Source organism: Promicromonospora noduliphila (genome assembly GCF_056951025.1).
In genome coordinates, this window is record NZ_CM167806.1 from 5,875,801 (window position 1) to 5,892,391 (window position 16,591).

Consider the following 16,591-nt stretch of genomic DNA (forward strand, 5'->3'; position numbering starts at 1 on the left):
TGGCGAGCGCCGGCGCGGACCGTGCGGCGAGCGGCGGGGCCGGCCGTGCCGCAAGTGCCGAGACGGACCGTGCCGCAAGCGCCGGCGCGGGCGGTACCGCAGACGCGGCACGCGCTGGGACGGGCCGACGCCGGGAACCCGCGGAGCCGGCGCAACGGAGAGCGATAAGACGAGACAGCTTCATGATTTTCCTCTCTGCCACGGCGTCGCGACGCGCGTCAGCACGGCGACGAGGGCGAAGAACAGGCCGGACAGGAGGGCGATCAGCACGACGCCCACGAAGATCTGGTCCACGGCGTACGCCTTGCGGGACCGCTGCACGAACACCCCGAGCCCGGACTGGCCGGCCAGGTACTCGGCCACCACGGCGGCGCCCACCGCGTACGTCGCGGCGACCCGCAGCCCCGCGAGCGCGCCAGGGACCGATGCGGGCAGGCGGACCAGCAGGAACTGGTCCAGGCGGGTGCCGCCGAGGCCGGCCACCATGTCGGAGTGCTCGGCGTCGACGGCGCGCATGGCGCCCACCGCCGAGACGAGCACGGGGAAGAAGACGGTGAGCGCCACCAGGACGACCTTGGGCAGCAGGCCGAAGCCCGCCCACAGGATCATCAGCGGCGCGAGCACCACGACGGGCACGGTCTGGGTGAGCACGACCAGCGGGTACACGGCGTCGCCGGTCACGCGCGAGGCCGTGACCAGGATGCTCAGCACCAGGCCCGCCAGTGTGCCGAGGACGAGCCCTGCCGCGGCCTCCGTGAGCGTGGTCGCGACGTGCGGGCCGAGCAGCGGCGCCACCTCGACGGCGGTCCGCGCCACCTGCGACGGCGCGGGCAGCACGAACTCGGGCACGTCCGCGAGACGCACCCACGCCTCCCAGACCGCCAGCAGCACGCCGACGGTCGCGAGCGGGGCGAGCACCCGCCCGGCCTGCCGCCGTCGGACAGCGCGCCGGGCGACCTGCTCGGGGCGCCCCGCGTCGCGGGGACGATCGTCCGGCGCACGCCGGCCGTCCGGCTCGCGCTGGCCGTCCCGCGCACGTCGCGACGCCGGGCCACGCCGAACCACCCGATCCCGCCGCGATGCCGGGCCGCGCTGCGCCGCCCGACCGCGCCGAACCTCCCGGCTCACGCCCGGAACTTGGTGACGAGGTCCGCGATGGTGGGGCCGGCGTCGTCGGCGCCCTGGCTGACCTTGATGTTGGACTGGACGCCGGCGGCGCCCGCCTCGAGCGTCGCCTCGTGGACGGCGCGCAGGAGCGCCCACACCTCGTCCGGGCTGCCTTCGACGAACGTGCCCATGGCGCCCACCTCGTAGGTGAGCCCGGAGGCCTGGACGACGGCGATGGCGGCGTCGACGTACGCGTACTGCGCGTCAGGCGTGCCGCTGGGGCGGGGAGAGACCTGGATCTCGGCGAGCATGTGCGACCTCCGTGCACGGGCAGGCCAGAGGTCGCCGATCCCGACGGGGCGCACGACCACGCCCCCGCGCAGGGGACGGCCTCGACCGAACGCCCGTGCCGTCAGGCACGTCCTTCCGCTGGCATTACCCAGTTCAAGTGATCGGGTCGACGGCGTCGGGCGCGCTGCCCAGGCCGTCCTCTCAGCCCGGCTACCCCGAGCTCCCCGCGTTGGCGAGGACACGCTACCCCTCCCCACCGCGAAGAGGAAACGACCGGGGCAAACGAAAAGGTCCGCTTCGAGAACGCGATCCGGCATGGAATCACCGCCCGGCGCATGCCGGATCGCGTTCTCGAGGCGGACCTTCACCCGGTTTCGCTCGCGGGACGCCGTTCTACTCGCCCGGGTAGGTGAGGCCGATCTGTTCGCGGATCGTGTCCAGGGTGCCCATGATGGCCACCGTCTCCTCGCGCGGCAGCAGCGGGCTGTCTAGCTCGCCGTCCGCGACCAGGCGCTCGGCCTCCGCGGCCTGGAAGTGCATGCCGCGGCCCGTCACCTCGGCGCGGTAGGTCTCCGTCTCCGTGCCCGCGGCGTCGTAGACGTGCACGGTCGACGGGTTGTACCAGGTCGCGTCGATCTCGATGCGGCCTTCGGTGCCCAGGATCGAGGCCCGGTTGGGGCCACGGGTGTCCGACGCCGAGACGGTCGAGGCGACCCGTGCGCCGTCATACCCGAAGATCGTGGCGATCGTGGCGTCAGCACCCGTCTCCTTGAACGTCGCGTGGGACTGCACGGTGAGCGGCTCGCCGAACAGGTCCCAGGCGAACGAGATCGGGTAGATGCCCAGGTCGAGCAGGGAGCCGCCGCCCAGGGCCAGGTCGTTGATGCGGTGCTTCGGGTCGTCGGGCAGGTCCTGCGTGTGGTCGACGATCAGGGTCCGCACCTCGCCGAGCGCACCCGAGGCGATGATCTCCCGCACGCGGGCCATGTGCGGCAGGAACCGGGTCCACATGGCCTCCAGCGCCACGAGCCCCTTGGCCTCGGCCAGGTCCACGATCTCGCGCGCCTCGGCGGCGTTGAGCGTGAACGGCTTCTCGACCAGCACGTGCTTGCCGGCCTCCAGCGCGAGCCTCGCGGCGTTCGCGTGCATCGGGTGGGGCGTGGCGACGTAGACGATGTCGACCTCGGGGTCGTTCACCAGGTTCTCGTAGGAGCCGTGCGCCGTCGGGATGCCGAACCGGTCCGCGAACGCGCGCGCCTTCTCCAGGGATCGGGACCCCACCGCCTGCACGGTGAAGCCGTTGTCGTTCAGGTCTGATGTGAAGCTCCCGGCGATCCCGCCGGCCGCAAGGATGCCCCATCGCAGGTGTGTCATGCGTTCGAGCGTAGTACCCGCGCAGAAAGCGCCAGACGCTCAGGCCACCGGGGTGACCTGAGCGTCTGGCGCTGGTGGTGCGAGGTCAGTTGACCTGGATGGTCATGTGACCGTTCCGGGTGTCCTGGGTCAGCACCTTGATGGTGGTGCCGGTGCCGCCGACCTTCACGGAGTTACGCGGGTTGGCCGGGTCGTAGTACGCCACCGGGTTGGTGTCGTCGAACTTCCACACCGGCCACTGCCGCGCCGTGCGCAGCGTGGTGAGCTGGGTCGCGGAGACCTCACGGTGCAGCGAGAGCGCGTCGGTCCGCTGCAGGCCGAACGTCGCGTCGTACGTCTGGATCCGGTTGCGGGCGATCGTGCCGTCCGACCACTTGAGGGCCTTGGGCCGGGCGTCAACGGGGAGCGCCTGGCCGCCGCCCTCGTGCTGCGAGGTGTTGTTGTCGCCGTACAGGCTGTTCACGTACCAGATCAGCAGGCCGTCCTGGTACGGGAAGTGCTCCACCCGGTTGCTGTTGCTGAAGGTCCAGCCGAAGTTGTACGGGCCGGTCTTCAGCGTCTGGTCGTAGCCGCCGTACGCGCGGTTCTCGGCCACGTAGTAGTGGGAGTACTCGACCTCGTAGGTGCCGTCGGCGCCCACCGTCACGAACCCGTCGGCAGTCCAGTCGGCCGCGTCCGTGAAGTCCTCGGACAGGGCGTCACCCACGGCGACGTCGTCGACCATGAAGCCGATCTCGTTGGTGCCGCCGTCGCTCGAGTAGCGGAACCGGACCGACGCCGTCTCGCCGGCGTAGTCGGCGAGGTCGGCCGTCAGGTCGACCCAGGCGCCGTCCGAGGTGCCGGTGATGCCGGAGCCCGGGTTGGTGCCGTTCGGGTCCTCGTCCGTCGACAGGTTGTTCGGCAGGGCGGTCCAGGTGGAGCCGCCGTCCGTCGAGATCTCGGCGAACGCGTAGTCGTAGTCCACCTCGATGTCGTACTGCACCTTCGCGGTCAGCGAGGCGCCGTCCGGCACGGTGAACGACGGCGACGTGATCGTGTTGTTCAGGTCGTTGCCCGTGTTCGAGTAGACGAACTCGCCGTCGAACGGCGTGGCCTCCAGGGGGACGTCGGCGACGCCGTCCGGCAGGTTCACGATCGCCGCCTGCTCGCGCGTGGTGGCGTGGAACGACGGGCCGAGCTTGACCCGCTCGGTCGCGCCGGGCTCCACCACCTCGTAGTCGAGCCAGCCCAGGAACAGCTTCTCGGTGGCGCCCATGTGGTTCGGCGTGGTGCCGATGGTGCCCTCGCCGTGGCCCAGCCACGAGCCGGAGCTCATGAGGTTCCAGAAGCCGGTGCCGTTCTCGCCGCCCGCGGTGTCGTAGTAGTCCGGCAGGCCGAGGTCGTGACCGAACTCGTGCGCGAACACACCGAGGCCGCCGTTCTCCGGCTCCGTGGTGTAGTCACGGATCCAGATGTCGGAGTCACCGATCTTGATGCCGCCGAGCTTCTCGTAGTCGGCCGGGCCGTCCGTGCCCAGACCGCCCTGGTTGACCGCCCAGCGGTGCGACCAGATGGCCGACTCGGGTGCGCCGGCCTCCTCGCCCTCACCGGCGTGGATCGCCTGGAAGTGGTCGATGTAGCCGTCCGGCTCGGACGTGATGCCGTCGCCGTCCATGTCATAGCGGTCCCAGACGTCGAACGACTGGAGGTACGCGTCGATCTCCGCGGCGGTCTTGCCCGCGGCGACCTGCTGCTCGTACCAGGCGTTCGCGGTGTCCTGGATGAACCGGGTCATGTCCGTGCCGGACTCGGTGGTGCCGTAGGACGCCGTGTTGTACGGCACCGTGACCCACTCGGACACGTCGCCCTGCAGGTCGAACCGGCCCGACGACATCTCGTCGTAGATGCCCGCGAACGACTCGCCGTCCTGGTCCTCCAGGCCGGTGAAGAACATCTCCTGGAAGTGCTCGCGGGAGAAGTCGGGCTCCCAGTAGGTGGAGTTGTCGTCGTCCGCCGGCTCCGGGATCTCGTTGTGCGCCGGGCCCGCCGCGGCGTCCGGGTAGCGCTCGTCGGCCTGGTCGCCGAACTCGACGAGGATGCTGAAGAGCTGCGCCGTCTCCTCGACGCCGTACTCCACGTACTCGCGCGGGGAGATCTCCACGACCTTCGAGGCGCGGTCGCCCGTGCCGCGGGTCTCGACCTTGGCCTCGCCGGTGGCGACCATGTCGACGGCGAGCTGTCGCCGCTCGGTCTGCTTCTCGGCCAGCGCGTCGGGACGGTTGTCCTCCTTGGCCGGCGCCGCCTGCTGTGGCGGCTCCTCGGCGGGCGGTGCCGCGGAAGCGGTGATCGGTACGACGGCGGCCGAGAGCAGCAGGGCTGCTCCCGCACCGACGGCACAGATGCGTGGGTTCATGTTTCCTCCGTGAAGAGAGCGGCGTCCGGGACGAGGAGGTGGTACGTACGGGTCCCGGACCTGCTGGACACCTTTGTCCACCGAGGAGGAAAGCAGGGAAATATTACGACAATGTTGCCTACGTCACCGGCCGGGCCGACGCCGGAAGCCCGAAATCGATGCCGCGAATCGGTTCGACAGCGCGTACCTTGGCGTTGCCGCGTGCGGCCCGCCCGCCGGGACCCGCCCCAGCCCCATGAACCCCCGGAGAGAGCATGACCTCGAACAGGCCGACCGCCGCGGCGGAGTTCGCCGCACCCCCGGTGAACCAGCGCCGGGCGGTCGTCGCGCTCGCCGCCCTCTCCGTCAGCGCGTTCACCTTCGTGGATAGGGCCTAGTTACACCCAGGTAGCCACGCCTCGCGTGCTCCACAGCTCGCGAGGCTGACCTGAGGAGTAACGCATGACACTCTCGAACGCGCTCCGGCTAGCGATCTCGGCAATATCCACGGTGGCGATCCTGCTCACCGGCACCGCCGCCGCGGCCCCGGCCGCGGCGGCCGGGTGCACGACGGCGGACGGCACCCGCGGCACCTCCGTGTGGATCAAGTCACCGACCGTGCTCGACGCGCTTGGGCAGCCCGTCGGAAAGACCCGGCCGGCGGGCACCCGGCTGTGCAAGGCCCCCGACGGGTTCGTGACCGCGACCTACGTCCAGGGCGCCGCGGGCAGCATCCTGGTCACGAAGAGGGTGCCGAACCTCGGTGGCCCTGCCGGATCCGCCGGGCGCGCGCACGCCGACGCCGCGAAGGACTTGGCGGCGCAGTACGGGGTCACGCTCCAGTTCGCCGCGGCCGACGAGGCCGGCCGTGCCGGCTACGTCACCGCCTCCAAGGCGCTGCTCACCGGCTCGTACTCCCCCGGGGGCGCCTATGCCCCTGGCAGCGGCCTCATCCGGATCGGGAACGGCGCCGACAACATGAGCGTGGCCGGGTCCGGCAACAACTGGTTCCGGCAGTACCTGCTCAAGGTGGTGCATCACGAGATCGCGCACGCCGAGATCGAGCAGCGCTGCGGTACCACCACACCGCCGATCGCTGGGGGCCCCGACAAGGTGCGCGCCAGCACAGGGCGCGAGGTCTTCGAGCATGTAACCGACGCTTACGCCGAGCTCTACATCGGTCCCACCAACCGTGGGAGTGCCGGCTACTCGGAGACCTGGGACATCCCGCGTGCGCAGGCGATCCACGCCGGCGACTGCGGCTGAGCCCTACGAACGGAGGGCCCCCGCCTCGTCGAGGCGGGGGCCCTCAATCGTGCTGCGGACTGTCACACCTCCGCGGGCATGATGTACGCGCGAGCGAAGTGGGTCTTGACGGTTGCGCGGTGGAGGTGGCCGGCGCGGGCCTGGTCGCCCTCGATGCCCATGACGACGTGGATGTGCGGCTTGCCGTCGACAATCTCGCCCGTACCGGTCATCTCGGCCACCACGTCGTAGTCCGTGATCGTGTCGCTGGTCGCGTCGTAGGCGGGCATGGTCGAGATGGTGAAGTCCTCGACGCCGCCGATCAGCGACACGATCGCCGCGTTCTGGATGCCGGCGTCGGTGATCTGCCGCTGCAGTGAGGCGACGAGCTCGTCGTCGCGGACCTCGAGGACGATCACAGGGCACCTGCCCCGAGGAGCGGGCTGATCTCGCGGAGCATGTGGGAGGAGCACCACCGCGCGCCGATGTCACGGGGGTTGACGGCTTCCTGGGCAAACCTGGTGGCCATGTATTGGGCGTCCTTCGCGTGGGCGTGTGGGTTGGTCACGATCGATTGGGCAACGGCCCAGTCGACGGCGCAAACTCTGGCGGTGACGGCGGTCAGGTACAGGCTGCGCATCTCGACGTCGTGAACGAGCGCCTGCGCGATCCGGCGGCCGTGGTCGGCGCCGGGAACCTTGGCGAGGATGCCGACGGCGTTGACGCGCAGGACCGCGTTGTCGTCGTCATCGGCCCACTGGCGCAGACGACCGACGGCCGTCTTGTCCGCGAACGACGCGACGACGATGTCGGTCTGGTGGGTCGTCTGGACTCGGGCGAGCGTGTCAGCGTCGCCGCCGGCGATGCTCGCCACCAAGTCCCTGGCGACCGCGCCGTGCACCGCGACCATCGCGCTCAGCCCGAGGAAGGCTCGCCGGTTCACCCGACTGAGGGTAGCCGCTTCGTGCATGACGTCCAGGGGCACAGCCAGGACCTGAGATAGGTGGACCTGCCAGAACGGGCCCGGGATCACCTTGCCCGACTCCCACCTCTTCACGGCGTCGCGGCCTGGCGCACCCGACGGATCCTCGGCGGAGGCGCACAGGCGCTCGGCGAGCTGCGCCTGTGTCAGGTTCAGCGCCGTGCGCCGATCGCGGATCAGGTCGTTGATCGCCATGCCCCCAAGGGTGCCCGACTACTTGCCCCCCTGCGTGCCCCTCCGGCATGCGTTTACACAGATGCAACATTCACGGCGTGACTCGCCAACGGAGCGGGCCCTACCCCGGGACACAGTGATGGACACCACCACCAGGACCAACCTCGACATGGATACAGCCCTCGTCGCATGTGACATCGACGGAACCCTCGTCCATACCGGGCGCCCCGTAACCCTTGCGGTACGCGAGGCCGCGAGCGCCGTGCGCGCGGCCGGCCATCACATCGTGCTCGCGACCGGGCGGTCCCTGGTGGGCGCGGTGCCGGTCGCGGTGCAGCTCGGGCTCCGGGACGCGTGGATCGTGGCGTCGAACGGCGGCGTGGTGGCGCACCTGGTTGGGGATCACTACGAGGTGGCCGAGCAGCACGACGTCGATGCCGAGCTCGCGATCCGCGTCGCCGTGCGCGAGGCACCGGATATCCATGTCGCGGCGGAGATCGTCGGCGACGGCTACCGGGTCAACCAGCCCTTCCCCGCCGGCGAGCTGCCTGGTGCCCAGCACATGCGCCCGCTGACGGAATTCGCCGCGCATCCCACCCCGCGCGTGGCCCTGCACGGGCCGGACGCGTACCGGATCGTGCCGGCGCTGCTGGCGTACGGGCTGACGGCGATCGCCGCCCGGCCCGACTGGGTGGACGTCACGGCGCCCGGCATCAGCAAGGCCACGGCGCTCGAACTGGTGCGTACCCGGCTCGGTGTTGAGGACCACAACACGGCCGCGATCGGCGACGGCGAGAACGACATCGAGATGCTCCGATGGGCCGCCCACAGCTTCGCGATGGGCCACGCCCGACCGCACGTGCAGGGCGTCGCCGACCGGGTCACCGGGACGATCGACGAGGACGGTGCCGCCGCGGCGCTGTTGTCACTGCTGGACTGAGCGCTTGGGCGCGTCGGAGACGTGCAGCCAGACCCCGAGGGTCTGCCAGCGGTGGTCGCACACCTCGACGAGGACCAGACGCCCAGGGCCCCAGGCGTACGCGATCGTGTCCTTGTGCTCTACGCCGGAGCGCTCCCAGACCAGCCGGGCCCTGACCGGCACCTGGCAGTCGTGCTGCAGGCCCCGGCGCGGGATCGGGAAGCTGTTGAGGATGTCCTCCCACACATCGCGGTAGGCGTCCCAGGAGTCGTACTTGACCATGGGCCCTACTCCCAGGGCACGAGATCGCGGCGGTGCAGCCACGTCGTGGGGGTCTTGCGCCGTGGGTCGTCGACCAGGACCTCGGCTACGAGCTCGCCGTCGACGATCGCCCACCGGGTCGCGATCGTGTGCTTCCAGTGCTCCCCGTCGCGCTGCCAGACCAGGCGCACCGAGACCCGTGGTGGCGAGGGCCATTCCCGCTGGAGATCGGTGTCGGGGACGGGCACGGAGTTGGTGAGCTGCTGACGTGTCACTGCGCGCGCTCCTGCTCTGCCTGTTCGGGGATCACCGGTAGCCCGACCCGCTCCGCCGGCCAGTCGTTGAGCACACCCTGGAGTTCGTACATACGTTCGATGATAGGGCCGAATGCAAGCGCGAGCACCGGGCACAGGCGGAGCACCCCCGCGCCGTCCACGAAAGGACGGCGGGGGCGCTCCGGTTCACCCTCCCTCACCTTGCTAATTAGCAAGTCTTCTCGTAGACTGGTCTTGTCAACGAGAGAGGAGGTGGAGAAGATGGACAAGGACATTCGGAAGATCGTCCGGGCGCTGGAGGCCCAGGGCTTCGAGGTGCAGGCCACGAGGCGTGGCAACCTCGCGGTGTACCGGGACGGCGCGCTGATCGCGACGTTCTCGGGCAGCAGCAGCGACTGGCGAGCGATCCGAAACGCCCTGGCCCCGCTCAAGCGGGCAGGGTTCCAGTGGCCGCCCCGCCGGTGACACTGGGCCGGGGGTGGGAGACAAGATCGGTGCCTCCCACTCCCGGTGGTCCTCCATCATCCCACCGCGCGCAACCCACCTATCAAGGAGAATCCCATGACCACCTACAACGCCCGTATCGAGTACAGGACCCGTGAGCCGGTCGACGACCACCTGATCGCCGCCTTGCTCGACCACCACCCGGCCACCTCGCGCAGCCCGCTCGGCTGGGTCGAGGTGACGATCACGCTGCCGGCCGAGTCGCTGCGGCAGGCGACCATGACGGCGCTGGCCCTGGCCGACGCTGCGCTGGCCGTCGAGGTCCTCGGCTTCGAGGTGCTGCCTACCGACCAGTACGATGCCCGGATCGGCCTGACGCCCCTGCCCGAGCTCGTCTCGGTGACCGAGGCCGCCGACCAGCTCGGGAAGAGCCGGCAGGCGGTGCTGCAGCGGCTGGAGTCCGGGTCGCTGCCCGGGCAGAAGGTCGGCAACACCTGGGTCGTTCCCGCCGACGCCCTGCTGACCGCCGACCAGCGGCGCGAGCTGCTCGAGGCTGGCCACGCCGAGCAGCTCGCCGCGGCGCCGGCGATGCAGCAGCGGCCCCGCCCCTGACCCCGCTGGAGGAGACCATCACCAGCCTCACCCGCCCTTCACCCCGTGTTTCCCGAGCATCCCTGGGGACGCGCTCGTAGCGTGGAGGTGTCCCCCGGCGTCGCGGGGGCACACCCCTTCGCAGAGAGAGGGTGACCGGTCCGACGACGAAAGCGCCCCACCCCGCGTGAGCGGGGTGGGGCGCTTCTCGTGTGGTGCACCAGGGCGACGCCGGGGCCCATTCTACGTCGGGGGTCTGACAGTCACTCGGGGGGCCGTTCCAGCGCCGCCCGGTGGCCCGGGTCGGTGACCAGACGCTTGCTCGCGCGGACGGCGCAGTCCTTCGACTCCAGCAGCTTGCGCAGCGCGACGGTCGTCTCGGGGTCCGCGGGCAGGCGGTCCGCGAGTTGGTGCGCCAGCGTGTTGAACAGCCGTGAGGTGTCGCGCATCTCGCCGGCGGCCAGGTGCTCGAAGTCGAAGTGCTGCAGGACCTGCTCGACGGCGGGGTGCCGGCCCGTCACTGGTCGCCGCTCTTGGGCAGGAGAAGCTGCAGGTCGTCGGCGTCAACTGCGGCGACGACGGCCTCGCGCGGCCAGCCGGCGTGCACGAGCGTGTCGATCGTCTGGGCCCGGATGGCCTGGATGTTGGCGAGGTCGACGGCGTCGGACAGCACCGGGACCGCCTCGGCCGACGGCAGCGCGCCGCGGGTGGGCCGGTACGCGGTACCCAGGACGCTGACCACGAGCAGCGCCGCGGCGAGCACACCCGAGGTAGTCCGGTCGACCCGGGCGTCGAGCTCGGGCCACCAGATCCCGGCGACCCACTGGGCGGCGGGCGCGAGCAGGGCCACGCCGAGCGCTGTCGCGTAGACGACCGTGCGGACCTGGGCGGGGACGAGCTCGACGATCTCCTCGAGCGCGGTGCGGACGTTCACGGTGAGATCTCCCACCTTGGCCATGTCAGATCCTTCCCTTGTTGAGGCGCCGCTGCAGCGCCATGACGGCCCGCGAGTCGCGGGAGAGCACGCCGTCAACCGACATGCCGAGGTGGCGCTGCAGGCGGCGGATCGTCTGGGGGCCGATCTTCCCGTCGCGGTCGGCGCCGACGACCTCCTGCAGCGCTGAGATGACCCGGGACCCGTTCGGCGTGGTGTCCCAGTCCCACCCGGTCGTGAGCCCGGGGTTGGCCGTGCGCCAGACGGCCGGCTGGGAGGAGACGATCCCGTCGACGGGGGTGTGCAGCACCTGCTGCAGGCGGCGCGTGGTCGCCGAGCCCCAGGCGCCGTCGACGACCAGGAGCCCGGGCTTGGCCGGCGTGGACGGCTTCGAGGGGGCCGGGTTGTCGACGGGCCGGGCACCGGAGCGGATCTCGTCCAGGCGCGCGTATACGTGCCGGCCGGGGCACGCGGTCTGTGACACGTCGCGGTGGCCGCCCAGGGGTGCACCGGTCGCCCACCAGCGGCCCTGGCCGGTGCGGTAGATGCGGGCGGCGGTCGCGAGCTGCGCGGCGGTGGGCTTGTTGGTCTCGTAGTTGCCGGCGAAGCAGATGGACCGGGAGGTGCTGTTGCGCCCGCCGGTGTGGGTGCCGCGGCGGTTCCAGCTCACGCCCTGGTAGGCCCGCCCGGACGGGAAGATGACCACGTTGTAGGAGATGCCGGTGCCGAACCGGGTCTGGCCGATGCTCTCCAGCGCCCGCATCTGCTCGCACTCGGCGGCCATGTCTGCGTCCGGGGAGAGCTGGGCGGTCACGCTGTGGTGCGCCCACACCTCGTCCGCGGGTCCGGTCAGGGTGAGGTCGCCGTCGGGGTACCGGGCGCCCCAGGCGCTGCGGGGGTGGATGGTCACGTCAGGTTGGCTCATGGTCAGGCTCCGATCCCGAGGGTTGAGGTGAGCACGCCGGCGCCGCCGCCGAGCGCGATGGCGCCCCCGATGACCGTCCAGCGCCACTGCTCGAGCTTGGCCAGGCGCTCGTCGTGCCGGCGCAGCTCTTCGCGGTGGTCCTTCAGGTCGGCGAGGGCCTGGTCGACGCGGCCGGTCAGGTGCGAGATCGACTCGCGCATCGAGCTGCCCAGCCGTTCCAGGGCGAGCGTCATGCGCAGCTCGTCGACGTCGGGCGCGGGCGTGTTGGGCAGGAAGTCGCTCACGCCGCCCCGCCCTCCTGGCCGGACGGCACAGCGCGCAGCTGCTCGAGCTCGACCTCGGCTGCCGCGGCGCGCTGCTCGGCCTGCTCCGCGCGGTGCTCGGCCTGCTCGGCGCGCTGCTGGCTCTCGCTCGCGAGCGCCTCCCAGACGGCCGCCTGGGTGAGCGCCGCGGTCAGGTGCCGCTGCAGGATCGGCAGGACGGCGGCGGGGGCGACGCCGGGGGTGTCGGTGGTCATGCGTTCTCCAGGGCTCGTTCCAGTGCTGCGATGCGGGCGGCGTGGTTGATCAGCACGGCCTGTTGGCCGGCGGTCATGCGCTCGTAGGTCAGGCCGTCCGGCTGGCCGTTGAGGAGCTGTACGAACTCGTGGAAGCCGGCCGCGGCGACCTCTTCGGCGATGAAACCGACGTGGCGCCGCGTGGTGTCGGGGTTCTCCCGCACCTCGTCCTTGGCTCGCCACGAGCGGGGCCGGATGCTGAGCCACGCGTCGACGTCGATCTCGTGGTCCTCGACGTCTTGCTTGTAGGTCAGGGAGGAGGTGATGCGCCGCAGCGGGTACAGGGTGCCGACCGGGGCACCCAGACCGATGTTCGCGGTCGCAGTCGTGGCGGTGAGGAGGTTGTCCAGGCCGACCGACCCGGCAGCGGTGAGCGCGAGCCGCCGCGTGCTGTCGGCGTAGAAGTCGGTGTTCTGGGCGCGCAGGCTGATGTCGTTGTTGGTGGTGCGGACCTCGATGTTCCTCGTGTTCGAGTACAGCAAGAACAGGTTGTCGAGGTCCTGGGGGACGATGTACCCGACCGAGACACCGGTGCCTGTCGAGTCGCTGCCGTCGTAGAGCTCAATGCCGTCGGTCTTGATGTTCAGGCCCTGGAGGAAGTCAACGAAGGTCATGGTGCCGGCGCCGGTGTACGCGGACAGGCGGAACTTCAGGGCGCCGGTCGAGTTGTAGGCGACCAGTGCGTTCGGGTCGAGCTGCAGGCCGAGGTTGCCCCCGACGTACGCCTTGAACGACGTGCCGGACAGCTCCAGGCGGTCGCCGCCTGCGTCGGTGCGGATGACGGCGCCCGTGATGAGCTTGCCGTCGATCGCGCCCGCGGCGATCGCGCCGGCCGTAACCGAGTCTGCGGCCAGCTTGACCGCGGTGATCGACCCGTCCACGACGAGCTCCGCCGTGGTCCGCGCGCGGACGTCCGGCATGCACATGCGCACCGCGTCGCTCGTGGTACCCGTCTTGTACAGACCGAACAACACGCCCACGTTGTCCACCCCGGCCGGCACCGTCACCGAACCCGTGATCCTGGTCCACGTGTTCGCCGGGATCGCCGGCGACGGCGTAGCGATGCTGGACACCGTCGCGCCGGTGTCCATCCTCACGGTGCGCACCCACACCCGCGCGACGTTCGCCGCGAGCGCCACCGGGGAGTACACCCAGGCGTAGGTCTGCAGCTGCTGGCCGCCGGTGACGCGCACCGCGTAGGTGGCCGGTGCGCCGGCGCCGAAGTAGGACCCGGTCTGGGCGGCGCTGGCGGGGATGACCAGGGCGCGGGCGTTGTCCTTGCCCTGCCCGTCCTGGATCCAGTCCGGGTTCTCCCAGGCGGTCGGCTGCTGCATGCCGGGGTCGGGGTGCATGTTGTCGCCGGGTCCGATCAGGACCCGGTTGGGCAGCACGGTCCACGGGGTCAGGCGCGTGCCGTCGACGGGCCCGGTCAGGGCCTGGTCGATGGCCTCGATGATGGTCTGGTCGATCTCGTCGGCGACGACGGACTGGACGACCACGGGCACCGCGGTCGTCCAGTCGGAGCGGTTGTCGGAGGTGTCGACCGACCTGGTGCGCACGTAGCGGGTCTCGTCGATGGTCTCGCCGTCGATCTGGACGGTGCCGGGACCGGTCAGCGTGCCGCGCACGGTGGTCGGGGTGGCCGTGGGCCCGACGGCGACCTCGACCTTGGCGAAGTCTGCCGGTATGACGCCGGTCAGCAGGCCGTCCCAGGTGACCGAGATGACGGTCATCGCCCCGTCGACGTCGGGCACGGTCGGCACCGGCGGGGCGGTGACGTCGCCCGGGACGGTCACCGGCTCAACCGTGCTCCAGGCCGAGGGCAGCGTGGTGCGCGCCCCGACGGTCCGCACCCGCGTCCCGACCTCGTCGCCCGGGGTCAGTGGCGGCAGCTCGGCGGCCAGCTCGGGCGTGGGGATCGTCTGCCAGGCGCCGTCACCTAGGCGCCACTGCAGCTCGTAGCCGGCGATCGCCAGGGTGCCGCCGTCGGTCGCGGTGGTGACCGCGTCCCAGGAGGTGGTCACCCGGCCGCGCGGGGTGCCGGCGTCGAAGTACAGCTCCGCGAGCGCCTGCAGCCCGGTCGGCGTGGTCGGGACGCGGGAGGCCTCGGGGTCGACGGCGGTCGGGGCCGGCGGGCCGCCGGGGGCGATGATGCCGCCGCCGGCGAGGCTGGCCAGGGTGCGGGCACGCCGTTCGTCGCTCTCCAGCAGCAGGTCGTTCAGGGTCGCGGAGCCGGTGACGTCGACGCCGCGGACGGTGAGGGTCGTCTGCTGGACGCGCAGCTTCTCGCCGGCGGCCGATGCGCCGGGGGCGGTGATCCAGGCACCGGGCCAGTAGTCGACCAGGGGCCGCTGGGAGCGGGGGGTGAGGACCAGGTCGCGGGTGTACTGGCCGCGGACCTTGCCGACGCGTTCGAGCTCGGCCTCGCCGGCGGCGACGGCCGCGGACTCGTCGGCCACGGACCCGACCTGCAGCGCGGCCTCGAACACGCCCCAGGGGGCCGGTGCGGCCGGTTCGGTCGCGGTGGCGACGCCGCCGGCCTCGGTGCGCACGTACATGCGGCCGGCGAGGTTCTCGATGGTGCGCTTGTTGGGTGCGGAGGAGACGTCGACGCCGAGCTGCAGCACCACGCCGCCGTCGCCGGACAGGTCCGGCGACAGGGTGGCCGAGTCGGGCAGGTAGGCGTACAGGCCGCGGGCCTGCGTGGTCCAGTCGAGGGCGCCCTTGGCGGTTAGGTCGTCCAGGATGGACAGGTAGTCGAGCGTGAGTGGGTAGGTCTGGTCGGGCAGGGTGGGCCACGGGGCGCCGGCGGAGTCGTGGGTGGCGGTGAACGTGGGGTTGATCGCCTGGCACACGCCGCCGCGGGCGGCGTTCTCGTTCAGCAGTGTGAGCAGCAGGCTGCCCACGGTCGGCGCGACGAACACCCGGTCGCCGGCGGCGTTCAGGCCGGTCGTGGCGTAGTTGGTCGCCTTGGACAGCAGCCAGGCGTAGGACGGCATCTCGAGCGACACCGACCGGGTCTGGTCGGCGGGGTCGTCGCCGTCGGAGATCCGCACGAAGCGGCACCCCTTGGGCTCGGTCCAGTCGTCCGGGCCGGGACCGAGCCAGGCCTCGACCGCTACCTCGAGGCCGGCGCCCAGGGCGGTGGCCAGGTGCTGGCCGCCGGCGGCAACCGAGGTGTAGGTGACCGCCAGGGAGCCGACGTCGTTGTGCGCGACCATCGGCCGGAACTCGAGCGGGTTGGGCAGCGGGCCCAGGGCGGCGCCGTCGGGCGCGTAGGCGCGTAGGCGGTACGGCATCGGTCACCCTCCGTTCACAGGTAGGCCGGCTGGGCGCGGACGGTTACCGCGGTGGCGGGGCCGAAGCCGGTCCCGGTCACCTCGAGCGACGCCGAGCGCACGTCGGGATCGGCCTCGGCCATGCGTGGCCAGATCTGCAGCGGCCCGGCGACGGGGTAGCTCACGCCGCCGGAGACGTCGAGGCCGCCCGTGGCCCAGTCGGTGGCCTCCGTCGAGCGGCGCGCGGTCAGCGTGGCCGCGTCCAGGAACACGTAGGAGCCGGCCGCGAGTGCCCCGGTCCAGGAGATGCCGGTGCGGGAGACCGGGTCGAGGGCGGTGACGGACGTCGCCGGGCCGGTGACCCGGACGACGGCGTCGGCGACGGGGGCGTTGCCGGCCGCGAGCGCCGGCAGTGGCACGGTGTCGCCCGTGGTGACCACGACGGGCCCGACGTCGGCGGACGGGCCGCGCAGGAACACGCCGGGGATGTCGAGGATGATGCTGAACTGCGCCCATGTGCTGGCGATGAACTGGCCCGGGGACATGCTGACGAACCGGGCTGGGGCCGCGGTGAGCAGGCCGCCCGAGGAGCGGCCCACGACCAGGCCGGGTGCGGCCAGGAGGCCGAGGAGCTCGACCTTCCTGGCCTCCAGGTCCGCCTGGGTGGTGGCCCGGCAGATCAGCTCCATGGGCAGTTGCGGTGCGGTGTAGACGGGCAGGCCGATCGGCACGACCCCGTGGCGGCCAGGGATCTGCACCTGGGGCAGCTCGGCGCCCACACCGGGGGTCCAGGCCGAGTCGGCGCGGACGTTCCACCGGCGGGTGTCGATCCCGGACAGGGTCCAGGTGAACTCGGCTGCCATC

General features: G+C 71.5%; 20 protein-coding genes. 5 read left to right on the forward strand and 15 right to left on the reverse strand.

Going from position 1 to position 16,591, the window contains the following annotated elements:
* Positions 1-180: 180 nt before the first annotated feature.
* From AC0QU1_RS25655 to AC0QU1_RS25670, 4 genes are all read right to left on the reverse strand, one after another.
* Positions 181-1,128, reverse strand: a complete 948-nt coding sequence (locus tag AC0QU1_RS25655; RefSeq protein ID WP_483616337.1) for an ABC transporter permease — start codon at positions 1,126-1,128, stop codon at positions 181-183.
* Positions 1,125-1,418, reverse strand: a complete 294-nt coding sequence (locus AC0QU1_RS25660; protein WP_483573470.1) for a thiamine-binding protein — start codon at positions 1,416-1,418, stop codon at positions 1,125-1,127. Before AC0QU1_RS25660 ends, AC0QU1_RS25655 begins: the two co-directional genes overlap by 4 nt.
* A 373-nt stretch (positions 1,419-1,791) precedes the next feature.
* Positions 1,792-2,772, reverse strand: a complete 981-nt coding sequence (locus AC0QU1_RS25665) for a Gfo/Idh/MocA family protein (RefSeq protein WP_483573471.1) — start codon at positions 2,770-2,772, stop codon at positions 1,792-1,794.
* Between the two features lie 85 nt (positions 2,773-2,857).
* Positions 2,858-5,164: an immune inhibitor A domain-containing protein gene (locus AC0QU1_RS25670; protein ID WP_483573472.1), complete on the reverse strand. Its 2,307-nt coding sequence runs from the start codon at positions 5,162-5,164 to the stop codon at positions 2,858-2,860.
* Between the two features lie 254 nt (positions 5,165-5,418).
* Between AC0QU1_RS25670 and AC0QU1_RS25675 the strand changes: the two genes are divergently transcribed.
* Entirely contained in the window at positions 5,419-5,541 is a 123-nt protein-coding gene (locus tag AC0QU1_RS25675) for a hypothetical protein (protein ID WP_483573473.1), read from the forward strand.
* Positions 5,542-5,605: 64 nt separating this feature from the next.
* Positions 5,606-6,409 carry a hypothetical protein gene (locus AC0QU1_RS25680; RefSeq protein WP_483573474.1) on the forward strand — a complete coding sequence of 268 codons (804 nt, stop codon included), beginning with the start codon at positions 5,606-5,608 and terminating at the stop codon, positions 6,407-6,409.
* Between the two features lie 62 nt (positions 6,410-6,471).
* Here the strand turns inward: AC0QU1_RS25680 and AC0QU1_RS25685 are convergent, their stop codons facing one another.
* A complete protein-coding gene (locus AC0QU1_RS25685) occupies positions 6,472-6,807 on the reverse strand; it encodes a PCC domain-containing protein (protein ID WP_483573475.1) in 336 nt (111 codons plus the stop codon).
* The gene (locus AC0QU1_RS25690) at positions 6,804-7,565 is read right to left on the reverse strand and encodes a helix-turn-helix domain-containing protein (RefSeq protein ID WP_483573476.1); all 762 of its coding nucleotides are present in this window, start codon (positions 7,563-7,565) and stop codon (positions 6,804-6,806) included. Before AC0QU1_RS25690 ends, AC0QU1_RS25685 begins: the two co-directional genes overlap by 4 nt.
* Before the next feature lie 118 nt (positions 7,566-7,683).
* Between AC0QU1_RS25690 and AC0QU1_RS25695 the strand changes: the two genes are divergently transcribed.
* On the forward strand, positions 7,684-8,484 hold the full coding sequence (locus AC0QU1_RS25695; RefSeq protein ID WP_483573477.1) for an HAD family hydrolase: 801 nt from the start codon (positions 7,684-7,686) through the stop codon (positions 8,482-8,484).
* On the opposite strand, the gene AC0QU1_RS25700 is transcribed toward AC0QU1_RS25695, so the two are convergent.
* Both AC0QU1_RS25700 and AC0QU1_RS25705 read right to left on the reverse strand, forming a co-directional pair.
* The gene (locus AC0QU1_RS25700; RefSeq protein ID WP_483573478.1) at positions 8,470-8,745 is read right to left on the reverse strand and encodes a hypothetical protein; all 276 of its coding nucleotides are present in this window, start codon (positions 8,743-8,745) and stop codon (positions 8,470-8,472) included. The two genes, AC0QU1_RS25695 and AC0QU1_RS25700, sit on opposite strands and share 15 nt — an antisense overlap.
* 5 nt (positions 8,746-8,750) lie before the next feature.
* Positions 8,751-8,999 (reverse strand): hypothetical protein, encoded by a 249-nt coding sequence (locus AC0QU1_RS25705; RefSeq protein WP_483573479.1) that lies wholly within the window; start codon positions 8,997-8,999, stop codon positions 8,751-8,753.
* 261 nt (positions 9,000-9,260) lie between these two features.
* Between AC0QU1_RS25705 and AC0QU1_RS25710 the strand changes: the two genes are divergently transcribed.
* Positions 9,261-9,464 carry a hypothetical protein gene (locus AC0QU1_RS25710; RefSeq protein ID WP_483573480.1) on the forward strand — a complete coding sequence of 68 codons (204 nt, stop codon included), beginning with the start codon at positions 9,261-9,263 and terminating at the stop codon, positions 9,462-9,464.
* Between the two features lie 96 nt (positions 9,465-9,560).
* Positions 9,561-10,055: a helix-turn-helix domain-containing protein gene (locus tag AC0QU1_RS25715; RefSeq protein ID WP_483573481.1), complete on the forward strand. Its 495-nt coding sequence runs from the start codon at positions 9,561-9,563 to the stop codon at positions 10,053-10,055.
* Between the two features lie 242 nt (positions 10,056-10,297).
* Here the strand turns inward: AC0QU1_RS25715 and AC0QU1_RS25720 are convergent, their stop codons facing one another.
* From AC0QU1_RS25720 to AC0QU1_RS25750, 7 genes are read right to left on the reverse strand one after another with little or no spacing between them, the layout of a single operon-like run.
* Entirely contained in the window at positions 10,298-10,555 is a 258-nt protein-coding gene (locus tag AC0QU1_RS25720; protein ID WP_483573482.1) for a hypothetical protein, read from the reverse strand.
* Positions 10,552-10,992, reverse strand: coding sequence for a hypothetical protein (locus AC0QU1_RS25725; RefSeq protein WP_483573483.1), 441 nt, complete (start codon positions 10,990-10,992; stop codon positions 10,552-10,554). Before AC0QU1_RS25725 ends, AC0QU1_RS25720 begins: the two co-directional genes overlap by 4 nt.
* A gap of 1 nt (position 10,993) precedes the next feature.
* Entirely contained in the window at positions 10,994-11,893 is a 900-nt protein-coding gene (locus AC0QU1_RS25730) for a peptidoglycan-binding domain-containing protein (protein WP_483573484.1), read from the reverse strand.
* Positions 11,894-11,895: 2 nt separating this feature from the next.
* Positions 11,896-12,177: a hypothetical protein gene (locus AC0QU1_RS25735; RefSeq protein WP_483573485.1), complete on the reverse strand. Its 282-nt coding sequence runs from the start codon at positions 12,175-12,177 to the stop codon at positions 11,896-11,898.
* Positions 12,174-12,410 (reverse strand): hypothetical protein, encoded by a 237-nt coding sequence (locus tag AC0QU1_RS25740; protein WP_483573486.1) that lies wholly within the window; start codon positions 12,408-12,410, stop codon positions 12,174-12,176. Before AC0QU1_RS25740 ends, AC0QU1_RS25735 begins: the two co-directional genes overlap by 4 nt.
* Complete coding sequence (locus AC0QU1_RS25745) at positions 12,407-15,748, reverse strand: tail fiber domain-containing protein (protein ID WP_483573487.1); 3,342 nt, start codon at positions 15,746-15,748, stop codon at positions 12,407-12,409. The genes AC0QU1_RS25740 and AC0QU1_RS25745 overlap by 4 nt, the downstream gene beginning before the upstream one ends.
* A gap of 14 nt (positions 15,749-15,762) precedes the next feature.
* Positions 15,763-16,590, reverse strand: a complete 828-nt coding sequence (locus AC0QU1_RS25750) for a hypothetical protein (protein WP_483573488.1) — start codon at positions 16,588-16,590, stop codon at positions 15,763-15,765.
* Position 16,591 lies beyond the last annotated feature (1 nt).